The following is a 15,929-nucleotide window of genomic DNA, read 5'->3' on the forward strand; positions in this document are numbered from 1 at the left end:
AATGTAAACTAAACTTTTAGATTGATCTGTCTTTTCGCCTCACCCACTACGAATGCAACCGAATTTGCGATGTTAAAACTCCTGATCAGTTTAGACATTGGAATGGTTAAGTGATTATCAAATAAGCTTAAGACATCTTTGCTTAAACCTACACTCTCCTTTCCGAAAACCAGCCAGTCACCATCCTGAAAATCAATTTCCAGATAAGATTTCTCAGCATGAGAACTCATCATGAAAACTCTGGAAGTATCTGGTATGACTTTCATCCATTCGTCTACATTTGCATATTCTGTTACATCAAGATGCACCCAGTAATCTAAACCTGAACGCTTGAGGTTTTTATCATCAATTAAAAATCCTAAAGGATGAATGAGATGCAGTCTACTTTCGGTTCCTACGCAAAGCCTTCCGATATTACCTGTGTTGTTGGGAATTTCGGGTTCGACAAGAACAATGTTTAACATGTATGAATTTAAATTTATTTAAAAAGAAAAATTATATATCTATTTTTTTGCACATTTAGCATACTGATCTATCAAAGCTCCTTTTTCATATCCTGTGGCAACCGCTTTTTCTAGGGCGGCACAAGCTTCTTTATCTTTTGCGGTATCAAATAAAATCGATGCTTTGGTAACATAAGACTGAGCAAACTTTGGGTCGATAGAAATTGCTTTATTTACATCAGTAAGTGCTTCTTTATACTTTTTAAGCTTTAGATAAACATCCGCTCTACCATTATAAAGCAGAGATTCAGGTTTTTCTGAAAGCAGCTGATTATAATCTTTTAATGAACCTTCGAGGTCACCGTTTCTCTTTTTCAGATTGGCTAAACCGGTTCGTGCAAAAATATTATCAGGAGCAAAACTTAGAATCTGATTGAAGTCCTTTTCGGCTAATTCTTTTTTACCTAAATTCTCATACACTTTAGCTCGAGTTAGATACATCTCGGCATTCTGATCATCAATCTTTAAACCACTGTTCAGATAATCAAGTGCTTTTGTTTTACTCCCTTTTTGATTGTGTAACGAACCCAGATTTGAATAAACAGAAGCTGACATCGGATTTGATTTTAATGCAGATTCGTAAGATCTAAACGCTGCGGGAATTTTCCCAAGACGACGTTGAGCTGTTCCTAAATTATTGTAATAATCAGACTGAAATTTCTGAATCTGTTCTTTTTCTGCCAGTTTTGCGTACTGCTCCTCCGCGCATTTAAAATCGGCTTTTTTCATACATTCTTCGGCGATTTTTTTGTCTTGAGCTGACAAAACCTGCAGCGAAGAATATGCGAGAGTTAGTAGTAATAGATGTTTTTTCATTTTATATAGTTTGTTTGTTGATGACTTTTTTTGCGAGCATAGAAAATATAACTCCCAATAAAATTCCAACAAACGCCCCCACCAAAATATCTATCGGGAAATGCACTCCTAAATAAATGCGGCTGTACGATACTACTACCGCCCAGGTAACTATAATATAAGGAAACCATCTGAGCTTATCTTTTAGCAGAAAACTTAGATAACTGGCTAAAAAGAAAGTGTTCGACGCATGAGCAGAATAAAAACCAAACTGTCCGCCACATTTTACAATTCTCATATAAGACTGCACACTTGGGTCATGGCAAGGTCTTAACCTGGCCACTCCGTATTTGAAAACACCGGCCAGCTGATCTGAAACCGTTACCCCGATTGCAACGAAAAGAAGGATGTACAGTAAAGATTTAAGCTTAAAATTTTTATAAAGAAAATAACAGAAAATAATGTAAAGCGGAACCCAGATCCACGTTCCGGAAACCATCAGCCAAAACTGGTCAAATGGCGCATCTCCCAAATTATTAAGGTACAGAAATACCTTTTTGTCTTCAAGAATAATCTCCTCCATGATTATCTGCTTACGGGGCCTTCATACATATCGTCATCTGAAGGTTTTAATTTTGGAGTTTCGTTAGCCATAGGCTCACCAATAATATCTTTCTGAATATTTTTTGTAGGATCAAAATCTTTGGCAGCATCTTTTACTTTTTCAATCTCACGCTTGATTTCAGAAACAGGATTATCCGTTTCTTTCATGATTTCAGTCTTGATATCTTCTACTGCGCCACGCATTTTTCTTACTCCGGATCCTAGATCACGGGCAATTTGAGGCAGCTTATCCGGACCGAATAAAACTACAATCGCAATGGCGATTAATGCCATTTCTCCAATGCTTAATTCCATGATGCTAAATTACAAAAGATTATAGATAAATGATGTTTTGTGGTCTAATTTTAAACAAATTTTAAGATTTCTTTTTCTGAAAAGCATAATAGGTCACCATTACACTTACCGTCATCAAAATAAATGCTAAGAAGAAGGGCGCTCCTGAAAATTTAAAAGGAGCATCTTTATGGGTAAAGTAGAAAAATAACTGCGTCATCATCGGCGGACCTATAATTGAAGTTGCACTCATTAAACTTGTTAGCGCTCCCTGAAGCTCTCCCTGTTCGTTTGAAGGAACACTTTTGGTAATCACCGACTGCAATGCGGGTCCACAAATTCCACCCAAACAATAGGGAATGAGAAAGACAAACATCATCCAGCCTTCTGATGCGAAAGAGAATAATAGCATTCCTAATGCGTATAAAGCCAAGCCATAATAAATACTTTTCTGCTCGCCAAATTTTGGAGTCGTCCATCGAATCAAAATCCCTTGAACTAAGCCTACTAAAAGCCCTACGACCCCTAAAGAAATCCCAACCATTCTTTCTGTCCAGTCAAATTCATACATGGTGAAGAAACTCCAGTTGCTTTGAACGGCATGACCCGCAATGTAGATTAAAATTAATGCGACAATCAAACCTGAAATTTCAGGATGCTTGCCTAAAAACTTAAATGAACCAACCGGATTTGCACGCTTCCAACTGAATTCTCTTCTTTTGTCTTTATCTAGACTTTCAGGAAGAATAAAATATCCGTACAAGAAATTTAATAAACATAAAACTGCCGCCGCATAAAATGGAACCCGCGCACCGTAATGGCCTAAAACACCACCAATCACAGGGCCAATAATAAATCCTAATCCAAAAGCAGCACCAATCAAACCAAAGTTTTTAGCTCGGTCTTCATCTGTAGAAATATCAGCAATATAAGCACTTGCCGTAGTCACACTTGCTCCGGTAATTCCGGCAATAATTCTACCCGCAAAAAGCCAGATAATGGTGGGCGACAATGCCAAAAGAATATAATCAACAGCAAAGCCAAAAAGAGAAATCAGAATAATGGGTCTTCTTCCGAACTTATCACTCAGGTTTCCAACAATAGGCGAAAAAATAAATTGGGTAAATGCATACGCAAACCCTAGCCAGCCACCATATTTGGCAGCTTCACTGATGTCAGCATGAATCAATTCTTTGATCAGCGCCGGAACTACCGGAATGATTATTCCCCACCCTGTAATATCGATTAGCAGTGTGATGAAAATAAAGCTCATGGCTGCTTTCTTTTTCGACTTTTCCATAATGGTGCAAAAGTAAGGAAATATTGGTAAAAGGTATATCTTGGTTGTAAATGTTAATATTCCCAGTAAGCTTTAGTTTTTAAATTTAATCCATTGTCGATTAGTAAACTCCGAATATCATTTAAGATAGTGTACTGTGAAAGCAGTGTAAGAAATTTATTCCTTTAGATCAAGCATATCTGTGCAGATTTTTCCAAGAAAAACAAAAAACTCATTGAAAATGAAAACCACTCTCTTTTTTCCTATTACAAAAAAGAGCCTTTCGTGTGAAAGGCTCTTTTATATTTAATGTAGTTTAAATTTATTTTGAAGCAAGAACTTCTTTGGTTGTAGAAGTTTTACCGTGTACTTCTTCTTCTTTTCCTGTTTTCAGGAAGTCGTAAGCAATCGCCGACGCAATGAAGATGGATGAGTACGTACCGAAGGCAATACCTATTAACATCGCAAACATAAATCCTCTAAGGTTATCCCCACCAAAGATGAAAATGGCCAAGATTACAAGGATGGTAGTGAATGAAGTGTTAAACGTTCTACCCAATGTACTTGAGATTGAATCATCAAATAAACCAGATAATGTTAATGCTTTCTTCTCTCTCAAATATTCTCTAATTCTATCGAAGATAATTACTGTATCGTTAATTGAATAACCCAATACCGTAAGAATTGCCGCAATAAAATCCTGATTGATCTCCATGTTGAATGGCATCACCGTGTGGAATAATGAGAAGGCTCCCAAGATAATGATTGCATCATGCAATAACGCTGCAACCGCACCTAAAGAGAACTGCCATTTTCTAAATCTTACCAAAATATAGATGAAGATACCTGCCAATGCAGCAACTACCGCCAAAGTACCATGCAACTGAATATCATCAGCTACTGTAGGTCCTACTTTTTCAGAAGATACAATACCTGCATGATCTTTATCTGCAGATTTGAAATCCTCAAGAGTGATACCTGAAGGTAAGTTTTGTTTTAGACCGTCAAATAATTTCTGCTCGATAGTCTGGTCAGCTTTTAAAGATTCGTCATCAATAAGATAATCTGTTGAAATCTTCAATTGTCTGTCGTTACCGAAAGTTTTAGCTTCAACAGAAGAGTTTTTACCGTCTGCAGTACTGAAAACTTTGATTAGGCTATGCTCAATATCCTCAGCATTTACGTCTTTATCAAATCTTACGACATAGTTTCTACCACCTGTAAAGTCGATTCCGTATTTGAATCCGTTGATAAACATTGATCCTACACAGATGATGGTAAGAATCGTAGAGAAGATGTAAGAATATTTTCTTTTTCCGATAAAATCGATCCAAGTATTTCTAAATAGATTTTTTGTAGGAGGCGTCCAAACTGAAAGACCTTTACCTTTATTCAATCTATGGAAAATCATTACTCTTGAAAGTAAGATTGAAGTAAACAACGTCATTACTGCACCAATCAATAGCGTTAATGCAAATCCTTTAATAGGACCTGTTCCGAAGAAGAACAACACCACTGCCGTTAAAATCATCGTCAAGTGACCATCGATAATTGCATTTAAAGCGTGTTTGAAACCATCTTTGTACGCTTCAAGAATACCTTTTCCTGCAAACAATTCTTCTTTTGTCCTTTCGTAAATAATTACGTTGGTATCCACCGCCATCGCCATTGAAAGTACAATACCTGCAATCCCCGGAAGCGTAAGTGTAAAGTCTCCGGAATCCATAATCCCGAAAATATAGAATAAGTTGATAATCATTGCGATTACAGCGTAAACTCCTGCCCCACCGTAATAGAAAATGATGTATGCAATAATAATTAAGAATGCTATCGAGAATGAAATAACTCCCGCGTCGATAGATTCCTGACCTAATGAAGGCCCTACTTGTGTAGCCTGAACTACTTTTGCACCTGCAGGTAATTTACCAGCTCCTAAAACGTCAACCAATTCTTTAGCTTCTTCCTGAGAGAAGTTACCTGAGATTTGAGTTCTACCGTTTGGAATAGCACCTACAACATTTGGTGCTGTATATACTCTGTTATCTAAAGTTACAGCAACTGGTCTTCCAACATTTCTCTCTGTTAGAGTTTTCCATTCTTTAGCACCTTTAGAATCCATTTGCATATCAACAACCACTCTGCTCAAATCATCATATCCGATACTTGCAGTTTCTACTGCACCATCTACCGGAGCCTTTTGATTGATATTTCCTTTGATTGCGTATAAAACCAAGCTGTTAGTATCCGTAGATTCTGGCTTGTATCCCCACATGAATTGGGTATATTTAATATTTGCAGGACGTAATGATTTAGCAATCTTGCTGTTTATAATTTTGTTAACCTTCGCAGTATCAGATAATTTTACATTGGCAACGCCATTTGATTGCAATTTATCTAACTGAAGAAGACTTAGGAAATTGATGTTTTTTGCAATTCCGATAGAATCTCCTTTGGTTGAAACGGCAGTGGTAAGAGTCTGGAAATACGAAGCCACCTCAGGAACTTGCTGTACTTCCCAAAACTGAAGTTTCGCAGAAGTCTGAAGCATTTTTTTCACCTTGTCAATGTCTTTCATTCCCGGCATTTCAACAGAAATTCTTGCTGTACCCGGAACTCTCTGAACATTTGGCTGCACAGCACCCATTTTATCGATTCTGGTTCTGATTACTTCAAAAGCAGTACCTACCGAAAGGTCAATTCTCCTTTTGATGATACTTTCAACCTGCTCATCTGTCGTGTTAAATTTAATCTCAGAAAGATTCGTGTTACCGAAAATTTCAGGATCTGCAAGTTTCAGGTTTGCACCTTTTGCTTTGTTTACAGCATCAAACTCAACAAAGAAATTGTCGATATAAGATTTTGTTGAATTTTTCTGAACTTCGTCAGTCTTGTTCAAAGCTTCGATCAGAATAGGGTTTGTAGAATAATTGGTTAAATCATTCACAAGATCTCTCTGATTGATCTCCAAAAGAACGTTGATTCCACCTTTAAGATCCAGACCAAGCTTCATTTCTTTGTCTTTTGCTTTGGTGTAATAAAGCTCTGTAAAACCTAGATTCAGTGTATCCTTAGAAAGTCTCGCGATTTCTTTTTGATACTTTTCCGGATTGTCTCCTGCAATAGCAGTTGCCTGCTTTTCAATCTTGCTGGCGTACCATGTTGGTAATAGCTCATTTAAGCAAATTAACCCTAGTACAATAGCAACAATTGTAATAAGTCCTTTTCCTTGCATTTTGTTATAACTACGTTAAATTAAGTCGGCAAATATAATGATTTTCTTGATATTTTATGAATTTTTAAGGACAGAAATGGTTTATTTTCAGATATATCGGCATTAGCCTTCAATTAAAGATTGATCAATTCATCTTATATTTTTTAGTTAAATTTTCAACACCCTTTTGGTATGAAATTTTCATTTAACATAATACACTAAATATCAAAATATTATGAAAAAATTATTACTTTCAGCAGCCCTCTTATCTGCCATGTATTTCAATGCTCAAAGTTTTGCACTGCAGGAATTTGCAACGGGATTCACAAGCCCTGTTGAGATTGCACATGCCAACGACAGCCGCTTGTTTGTAGTTCAGCAAAACGGAATTATTAAAATAGTTCTGCCAACCGGAACTGTTAACGCAGCTGATTTTATTAATCTTAGCTCTAAAATAACCTATGGTGGAGAGCGTGGACTTCTAGGGCTCGCTTTTCATCCACAATATGCAACCAACGGTTACTTTTTTGTGTATTACAATAACACTGCAGGAAATATAGTCGTTGCACGGTACACAAGAAATGCCACCAATCCCAATATCGCAGATATTGGCACTGAAAAAATTATTTTAAACATCCCAAAACCTTTTGATAATCATAACGGCGGAAGCATTCATTTCGCGCCGGATGGTAATTTGTGGATTGTTACCGGTGACGGAGGAAGCGGCGGCGACCCAAATAATAATGGACAAAATAAAAATGCTCTATTGGGTAAAATGCTGAGAATTGATATTAACTCTACCGGAGCTTACAATATTCCATCCGGAAATCCATTTATCGGAGCAGGAGTAGACGGCGCAGATGAAGTGTGGTCTTATGGGCTGAGAAACGCTTGGAAGTTTTCATTTGATCTTACGACAGGAAATGCAGTAATTGCAGATGTAGGTCAGGGAGCAATCGAAGAAATCAATAAAATGCCGATCTCAACTGCAGGACTTAATTATGGATGGCGATGTTATGAGGGAAACAATACCTACAATAATGCAGGGTGCGCCGCTTCTACAACGATGACATTTCCAGTTGCTGTGTATGATCATTCGGGAGGAAAATGCTCTATAACCGGCGGATACGTTTACAGAGGTACAGCTTCACCTGGTCTGCAGGGCAAATATTTTTTTGCAGATTACTGTTCACAGCAGATCGGAACTTTAGACACGAACAATACTATTACATGGACTACCCCATTTGCGGGAAACAATTTCTCAACATTTGGAGAAGATTATTTGAAAGAACTATATGTTGCTGCCGTCAATAACGGAAAGATTTACAAGATCACAACAGCGACTTTAGGCATTCAGGAAGAGAATATATTGACGGTAAGAATTCATCCGAATCCGGCGCACGAAAGAGTATTTGTAGAGGGAATAAAGTCTGACAATGTAAGGATCGGATTAATCAGCGAGGAAGGAAAAAAAGTTCTGGAAAACATTAAACTCGATAGCGAAAAAAGTTTTGACATTACAGGAATTACTCCGGGAGTTTATTATCTCAATATAAAATCCGGAGATTTAAAAGAGTACAGTCAAAAATTAATAATAAAATAGCTCATGACTTATGCAGAAAAAAAAGCGATTCAAAATTGAATCGCTTTTTTTTATATTGTCATTGAGAATATTCTGGTTTCCGGTTTGTTTCTCATCATTCTAAGATCAAATACCATCGCAACATTTCGTGTGAATGCTCTACCCTTTTCAGTAATTTTTATTTGACTACCATGAATTTCAACCAGTTCATCACTTTCCATTTCTTTCAACATTCCAAAGGCATTTTCAAGCTCAGGGAAAGAGTTTTGAATATCGAAAGTCGTCTCAAGCTGACACATAAGATTTAAAATATGCCTTCTTACAGTAAGATCTTCATTGCTTAGAATATGACCTTTCACAACAGGAATTACCCCTTCTTCCACAATTTTCTGATATTCTTCCACAGTTTTTACATTCTGTGCAAATGCATACCATGAATCTGAAATCGCAGACATTCCCAAACCAACCATCAATTGGGTTTTGCTTGATGTATATCCCATGAAATTCCGATGAAGCTTCTTCTGAATCAAAGACTGGTACAAATCATCATGTTCTAAAGAAAAATGATCCATTCCCACTTCAATATACCCCAGTTCCTCCAGCAACTGTTTTCCTTCTTCGTAGAGACGGCGTTTTTCTTCACCACTTGGAAGATCATTTTCATCGAAACCACGCTGGCCAACTCCTTTTACCCACGGCACGTGAGCATACGAATAAAACGCCAAACGGTCTGGTTTCAGTTCCATCGTTTTGCGAATGGTATGTTCCATTGCTTCCCAGGTTTGGTGTGGAAGTCCGAAAACCAAATCATGACTGATTCCTGTATAACCGATTTCCCTTGCTATTTCGGTAACCTCTTTTACCTTCTCGAAAGGTTGAATTCTGTTGATTGCTTTCTGTACTTTCAAATCGTAATCCTGAACGCCAAAACTTGCTCTTCGGAATCCTAAATCATACAAAGTCTGCAGATGTTCGCGCGTCGTGTTGTTCGGATGTCCTTCAAAAGAAAACTCAGGATGTTCAGCAATTTCAACGGTTGAAAAAATACCTTCCAATAAAGTTTTTAAATTCTGTGGAGAAAAAAAAGTGGGAGTTCCACCACCTAAGTGAAGTTCCTTTAATTTTGGTTTTTCACTGAAGAGTTCAAGATATAATTTCCACTCTTTTAAAACACTTTCAAGATATGGAATTTCAACACTGTGCTGCTTGGTAATACGTTTGTGACATGCACAGAACGTACATAAAGCCTCGCAGAATGGAAGGTGAATATAAATAGAAATTCCTTCTTTAGCATTGGTTTCATTAAATGACCTGATGACCGTTTCTTTCCATTTTTCTGGTGAAAAAGTGCTTTCGTCCCAATAAGGAACGGTGGGATAAGACGTGTAACGAGGTCCTGGAATATTATATTTATCGATTAAAGAGTTCATTCTGAAATTTTAAATAAGATTAAATCCTTCAAGGATTTTCACATTGCAAAATTAACCATTACAGATGACTTTTTGGCTATGAATTATATTAGGTCTTATTTTATAATCAATCTAAATACTTTGTCGTCAAAGTGTTTTCCGAGATCAATATATCCTTCATTCTCACAATACTAATCCATTTTCATTTTAACAATTCTGTCTTTTCCTGCAAACACCACTGTATTTTTATCAACCCATTCACAAACAAAAAACCCTTTCTCATCGGAAATTTTCTTCCATGTTTTCCCGAAATCTGAGGAATAACTGATGTGCTGATCACCAACCGTGATGATTTCTTTGCCTTTTGATCCTGGTTTTATTTTAACACAAGTCATGTAACCCGCATTTTGTCCCGAAGCCTGAATCTGCCAAGTTACTCCACCGTCATGAGTTGTCGCAATATTGTTGATATTAGCGTCTTGTTTGGTATAATCACCACCGACTGCGATCCCGAATTGATCATCTAAGAAGTCTATGGAATAAATACCCTGTGATGAAATCCCCTGAACGAAAGGTGTATCGTAGGCTTCTAATTTATCATTTTTAAGATTTAATCTCAAAATTCTTGAAGAATTCCCTCCGGTGCCAGTCCAAAGATAATTTTGTCCTACGGCAATATTGGTATTACTTGCTGCGAACGCTGCCTCACCAGCATTCAATTTTAAATGCGAATAGTTTTTAATTTCGAATTTTTCTTTATTTAAACTGAATTGCAACAGTTTTAGCTTTAAATCTGTTGAAGGATCTGAGAAAGCATAAAATTTATTCTTATCAAAATATAAAGCATCATAAAAGGCAGTTTTCACAGTATCGGTAAATACAATTTTATGCGTGAGATTTTTCTTATCAATTTTAAAAAAGTAAGCAGGACTTTCAATACTAATAGCATAAAACGATTTTTTATCCTGCGCCAGAGTTCTGAACTGTAATTTCTTTTCAGACAATCTGATTTGTTTTTGATTTTTAGGATTTTTTAAATCTACATATCCGAATTTTGAATCAGTGCCGCTGTACCAGACTTTTCCGTCCCAGATCTCTAATGCTCTGATGCTGATTTTGTCATTCAATAACGTTTCAAAACTTACATTTTGAGCAAAGATAAAAGTTCCAAAGAATAGAAATAATGTGGGGAATAATTTTTTCATAACACTCAAATTTAGTCAAAAAAAATTCCGCATAAAGCGGAATTTAAATTTATTCTTTATTGTCAATATTGATGTTGACATCTTCTAAAGGTTTTTGTTCTGCCTTAAAGGTTTCTCCATAACCGCCATTCTGCAGTTTTGAATTTCTCTTACTGTAAAGGAAATAAATAATAAATCCGATAATTAACCAACCGAAAGAGTACATCTGTGCTTCTTTACTAAGGTTGAAAATCAGGTATACATTGATTGCAATTCCTAAACAAGCAATTACCGGCAATGCAGGAACTCTGAAGCTTCTTACCAAATTCGGTTCTTTCACTCTTAGAACCCATACAGCAACACAAACCATTGTAAAGGCAAATAAAGTTCCGAAACTTGTCATGTGTGCCAACTCGTTAATTGGTGTCAGTGATGCCACTATCGCAATAACTGTCCCCAAAATCATTAAGTTCTTCCTAGGAACTCCTGATGTCGGATTTACTTTTGAAAATGTAGCAGGAATCAATCCATCCTTAGACATTCCTAAGAAAATTCTGGATTGACCCATAATCATTACCATCAATACAGAAATCAAACCTACGGTTGCTGCAATCGTAATGATGTAACCAGCCCAAGCCTGACCTGCAATATCAAACGCATAAGCTACAGGAGCTTTAATCGCATCAGGATATTTACCTAAAGGATTAAAATCTGTATAATGCATCATCCCCGTAAGAACCAATGATACCAAAATATATAAAATTGTACAAATTACTAACGAAGTAATGATAGCAAATGGAACATCTTTTTTAGGATTAATTGCTTCACCAGCCTGTGTAGAAACCGCATCAAAACCTACATAAGCAAAGAAGATCGCAGAAGCACCGGCAATAATTCCGCCATAGCCATATGCCTTATGAGAGATTCCGTTTTCTGTAATGGTTGTTGCTTCAGGGATAAAAGGTGTCCAGTTAGCAGTATCGATGAAAAATAAACCTGCAATAATTACAAATATAATCGCAGAAACTTTTAAAATTACAATAAAGTTGTTGGCTTTAGCAGCACCTTTTGTACCTCTCAATAAAATCCAGATTACAAATAAAACGATCAGTAAAGCAGGAAGATTCAGAAAAAGTTTAAAATCTAATAATTCAGGAGCAGCATTGAAATTATTAATAGTTTCCTGAAAACCTAATAATTTATCAGCAGGAAGTTTTCCGTCTGCGATCTGTTTTGTAGCTTCTCCGAACGCTTTATGAGCAGTTCCGGGATCTGTGGTCATCCAATAGGGTAAATGCAGACCAAACATTTTGAGAAGTTTACCAAAATAACCCGACCACGAAACGGCAACCGTCATCGATCCCATGGCATATTCTAATATCAAACCCCAACCGATAATCCATGCAAAAATTTCACCTACCGTTCCGTATGCATAAGCATAAGCAGAACCCTCTACGGGAAGTATTGATGCAAACTCAGCATAACACAGAGCTGCAAACACACAGGCAATACCCGCTACCACAAAAGACAGTGCTAATGCAGGACCTGCGTTGTAATAGGCACCAGTACCTGTAAGTACAAAAATTCCTCCTCCGATAATAGCTCCAATTCCGATAGCAGTAAGGCTCCATTTTCCTAAAACACGTTTTAGTTCGCTTTTCTGTATATCGGCTTCGTAAGCACTCATTGGCTTTTTAGCCCAAATTTTCGACATATTTTTTTTATTTATTAAAGATTTACGAAAATATAAAAAATTTAACGATATTAACATTTATTAATAAAATTTCATGATTTAATTTACATTAAAAAATATAAAAAACTGATTTACACTTGTTTTAGACATTTTAAACTAGATGTTTTTTTGTTTATTTTTGATCTCATGAATGTATATGATCTCTTTGTAAAACCGTATGAAACCTATACAGAATTGCAAATTTTGCTGGAAGGTACCGGAACTTTGTTCGGAATTTTAAGCGTCTACTTTTCCATTAAAAAAAATATATGGGTCTATCCTACCGGGATTATTTCTACAGTTATTTATGTTTACCTCCTTTTTATTGCAGGTCTTTTGGGGGACTGTATGATCAACGTTTATTATACAGTAATGAGTCTGTACGGCTGGGTTCTCTGGCATCAGAATTCCGAAGACAACATTCACGTTGAAGTTTCTTGGGCTACAAAGAAAGAATGGATTATTTCGGCAGTGCTTTTTTTGCTGAGTGTTTTCTTGGTGATGGTGATTTATTATTACAAACCTTTGCTTGATAACAATTTTGTTTCAGAAAATCTGCAGTATGGTTTTCATCATCTGGATTGGGCAAATTGGATGGATATTTTTACAACATCCGTATTTTTAGTCGGAATGTGGCTGATGGCAAAAAGACGTATCGATAATTGGATTTTCTGGATTTTGGGAGACCTTATTTCTATCCCAATGTATATTTATAAAGGATACGGAATTACTTCGGTACAGTATTTGGTTTTTACTGTTATGGCTACCATTGGCTACATTCAGTGGAGGAAAAATTTTAAACAAAACAACCCATATTAGAGATGAAAAATTTAATAAAAATAGCATTCGCAGCAGTCATTGCATGTAGTTTATCTTCATGTATGTCTTACAACAGCGGATACGCGGATACATACGGTGATCCTTATTATAACAATGGATATTATTACGCACCGCAAGCTTATTACAATACAGGTGGATATTATGCCAACGATGGCTATTATTACAGAGATGATATGAGATATTACTATGATAATGGGGTTCCTTATTATTATGGTAATAACAGAACCAAAGTGTATGTTGAAAAACGATCATCAACAAACCGACCTGCTCCAAGTTTCAGAGATACACCCAACAATAATAACGGAACCTATACCAATCCGAGAAACAGCAACGGTAACGTGGGTACCCCAAGAAGAAACAGCGGATTCAGAAACTCCGGAAATAACAACGGACAAAGACCGCAGCAGCAAAGTACACCGAGATCCAACAGAAACAGTGGTTTCAGAAATAATACAAACAGTACAAGAAGCACACAAAATGCCACACCTGCTGCAACTCAAAATAACAGCCAGGAGAAATCAAATAGATCAGGAGGCGGATTCAGAAAATAATCATTCTAAATAAGAAAACGGACAGCAGCAGCTGTTCGTTTTTTCGTTTTAATTATAGTAATTTTGTACGTTGGTTTTTAGACAAAATAAAGTATGGAATTTTATAAATATCAGGGAACAGGAAATGACTTTGTCATGCTAGACAACCGTTCAGGAAAATGGGACAATCTAAATATTGAAAGTATCCAGAAACTTTGTGACCGCCGTTTCGGAATAGGTGCAGATGGTTTAATCAAAATAAATAATGCTGAGGATGTCGACTTCGAAGTTGACTACTACAATTCTGACGGTTCAAAAAGTTTTTGTGGGAATGGTGCCCGCTGTTCGGTCGCTTTTGCAAATTTCCTTTCTATTTTTAAAAACAACAAGACAGTATTTACAGCAATTGACGGACTTCATGAAGCTGAAATCGATGGTGATATTGTAAAACTAAAAATGGGGGATGTTGATGCAATCAATAATGACGGAGATGATTCAGTTTTAGATACCGGTTCTCCCCATTATGTAAAATACGTACGAGACATTTCAAATTTCAACGTTTTTGCAGAAGGAAACAGCATCAGAAACTCTGAAAATTATCAGGAAAAAGGCATCAATGTAAATTTTGTTGAAAATATTTCTGACGATGAAATTTTCGTAAGAACCTATGAACGAGGCGTTGAGGACGAAACTTATAGTTGCGGAACCGGAGTTACAGCTTCTGCTTTAACTTTTCTTCAAAAAAGCAATCTAACTTCCATAAAAGTTAAAACGCTGGGTGGCGACCTTAAAGTTTATGCTGAAAAAAACGGAGATTCTTTCCGCGAAATTTGGCTTGAAGGTCCGGCAAAGCAGGTTTTCTCAGGTAAGGTAGATCTTATTTAAATAAAGCAAAAACTTTTAATCAATTCATCCATAATGAAAAAAGCTATTCTCATTATCGTACTCCTTATTCTTGCTGTTGCAGGATTTTTTGGTTTTAAATTTTATAAAAAATATTACGGAAACAATGTGCAGAAAGACGGGTACGTTTTGATTCCTCATGGGGCAGACTATAAGCAAATTTTAGATTCTGTTGCTCCATATATTGATAATAAAGAATCTTTTAATGATGTAGCGAAAGACAAGAAAATGGATCAACATTTCAAACCGGGGCGTTACCATTTCAATAAAGGAGCAAGTAACACAAGTCTTGTGAACATGATTAAAGCGGGAAATCAAACCGAAAACTCCTTCAGAATCGGTGATTTCGGAGATATTTATCAGATGGTTGGGAAAGTTTCAAAAAAAACTGAACTTGATTCTTTGACATTTGTGAATGATTTAAATAAAATTGCGACAGAAAAAGGATACAGCAGCGCTGAAGATTTAAAAAAATATTTTTTCATTGATACGTACAATTTCTTCTGGACGGTAACTCCAAAAGAATTCTTCAAAAAATTTGAAGATCAGTACAATGAATTCTGGACCGCTGAAAAAAAAGAGAAAGAAGAAAAATCTGGACTATCCAGAGAACAGATTTATTCGTTGGCATCTATTGTTTATAAAGAATCAGGAGGAAAACCTGACGAGATGAAAACTATTGCAGGATTATATTTAAACCGTTTTCGAAAAGGCATGAAACTCCAATCTGATCCTACGGTAATCTACGCGATCAATAAACAAACTAATTTTAAGAATCCTATAAAAAGGGTATTTTATAAGCATTTAACCACACCTTCTCCTTACAATACTTATGCGAATGCAGGAATTCCTCCGGGTCCGATTTGTGTGGTTGATAAAAATGCTGTGAATGCTGTTTTGGATGCCGAAAACAACTCATATATTTTTATGTGCGCAGACCCTGCAAGGCTTGGTTACCACAAATTTACAGCCAATGCAGAGGAGCATGTAAAAAATGCAAAAGCTTATCAGGATTGGCTTAATTCTAAAAATATCAAATAGAAAATATATTTAACTAAAATTTA

14 protein-coding genes are annotated in these 15,929 nt (G+C 36.3%); 5 read left to right on the top strand and 9 right to left on the bottom strand.

The window, feature by feature from the left end; translation table 11 throughout:
- Window positions 1-8: 8 nt before the first annotated feature.
- The 6 genes from AR685_RS04315 to AR685_RS04340 form a co-directional block, all read right to left on the bottom strand.
- The gene (locus AR685_RS04315; RefSeq protein ID WP_047442921.1) at window positions 9-464 is read right to left on the bottom strand and encodes a tRNA (cytidine(34)-2'-O)-methyltransferase; all 456 of its coding nucleotides are present in this window, start codon (window positions 462-464) and stop codon (window positions 9-11) included.
- A 39-nt stretch (window positions 465-503) separates the two neighbouring features.
- Window positions 504-1,319: a tetratricopeptide repeat protein gene (locus AR685_RS04320; RefSeq protein ID WP_059123841.1), complete on the bottom strand. Its 816-nt coding sequence runs from the start codon at window positions 1,317-1,319 to the stop codon at window positions 504-506.
- A 1-nt stretch (window position 1,320) separates the two neighbouring features.
- Entirely contained in the window at window positions 1,321-1,881 is a 561-nt protein-coding gene (locus AR685_RS04325; protein WP_059123842.1) for a phosphatase PAP2 family protein, read from the bottom strand.
- Between the two features lie 2 nt (window positions 1,882-1,883).
- A complete protein-coding gene (locus tag AR685_RS04330; protein WP_047442918.1) occupies window positions 1,884-2,216 on the bottom strand; it encodes a twin-arginine translocase TatA/TatE family subunit in 333 nt (110 codons plus the stop codon).
- A 61-nt stretch (window positions 2,217-2,277) separates the two neighbouring features.
- A complete protein-coding gene (locus tag AR685_RS04335; RefSeq protein WP_047442917.1) occupies window positions 2,278-3,495 on the bottom strand; it encodes a TCR/Tet family MFS transporter in 1,218 nt (405 codons plus the stop codon).
- A gap of 301 nt (window positions 3,496-3,796) precedes the next feature.
- Window positions 3,797-6,706, bottom strand: a complete 2,910-nt coding sequence (locus AR685_RS04340) for a protein translocase subunit SecDF (RefSeq protein WP_059123843.1) — start codon at window positions 6,704-6,706, stop codon at window positions 3,797-3,799.
- Between the two features lie 214 nt (window positions 6,707-6,920).
- On the opposite strand from AR685_RS04340, the gene AR685_RS04345 reads away from it, so the two are divergent.
- Window positions 6,921-8,288: a PQQ-dependent sugar dehydrogenase gene (locus AR685_RS04345; RefSeq protein ID WP_059123844.1), complete on the top strand. Its 1,368-nt coding sequence runs from the start codon at window positions 6,921-6,923 to the stop codon at window positions 8,286-8,288.
- Window positions 8,289-8,338: 50 nt separating this feature from the next.
- Here AR685_RS04345 and hemN read toward each other — a convergent pair whose 3' ends face one another.
- From hemN to AR685_RS04360, 3 genes are all read right to left on the bottom strand, one after another.
- Window positions 8,339-9,697 carry an oxygen-independent coproporphyrinogen III oxidase gene (gene hemN / locus AR685_RS04350; protein ID WP_059123845.1) on the bottom strand — a complete coding sequence of 453 codons (1,359 nt, stop codon included), beginning with the start codon at window positions 9,695-9,697 and terminating at the stop codon, window positions 8,339-8,341.
- A gap of 170 nt (window positions 9,698-9,867) precedes the next feature.
- On the bottom strand, window positions 9,868-10,881 hold the full coding sequence (locus tag AR685_RS04355; protein WP_059123846.1) for a WD40/YVTN/BNR-like repeat-containing protein: 1,014 nt from the start codon (window positions 10,879-10,881) through the stop codon (window positions 9,868-9,870).
- Window positions 10,882-10,930: 49 nt separating this feature from the next.
- Window positions 10,931-12,574, bottom strand: coding sequence for an APC family permease (locus AR685_RS04360; RefSeq protein ID WP_052187700.1), 1,644 nt, complete (start codon window positions 12,572-12,574; stop codon window positions 10,931-10,933).
- Between the two features lie 165 nt (window positions 12,575-12,739).
- Here AR685_RS04360 and pnuC point away from each other — a divergent pair, with 165 nt between their 5' ends.
- The 4 genes from pnuC to mltG all read left to right on the top strand — a co-directional run bounded on the left by pnuC (window position 12,740) and on the right by mltG (window position 15,906).
- Entirely contained in the window at window positions 12,740-13,411 is a 672-nt protein-coding gene (pnuC, locus tag AR685_RS04365; protein WP_059123847.1) for a nicotinamide riboside transporter PnuC, read from the top strand.
- Window positions 13,412-13,413: 2 nt separating this feature from the next.
- Entirely contained in the window at window positions 13,414-13,983 is a 570-nt protein-coding gene (locus AR685_RS04370) for a hypothetical protein (protein ID WP_059123848.1), read from the top strand.
- Between the two features lie 93 nt (window positions 13,984-14,076).
- Entirely contained in the window at window positions 14,077-14,847 is a 771-nt protein-coding gene (gene dapF, locus AR685_RS04375) for a diaminopimelate epimerase (RefSeq protein ID WP_059123849.1), read from the top strand.
- Between the two features lie 33 nt (window positions 14,848-14,880).
- The gene (gene mltG / locus AR685_RS04380) at window positions 14,881-15,906 is read left to right on the top strand and encodes an endolytic transglycosylase MltG (RefSeq protein ID WP_059123850.1); all 1,026 of its coding nucleotides are present in this window, start codon (window positions 14,881-14,883) and stop codon (window positions 15,904-15,906) included.
- Window positions 15,907-15,929 lie beyond the last annotated feature (23 nt).

The sequence above is a fragment of the Chryseobacterium sp. JAH genome (assembly GCF_001507335.1).
In the GTDB taxonomy this organism is placed as follows: Bacteria; Bacteroidota; Bacteroidia; order Flavobacteriales; family Weeksellaceae; genus Chryseobacterium.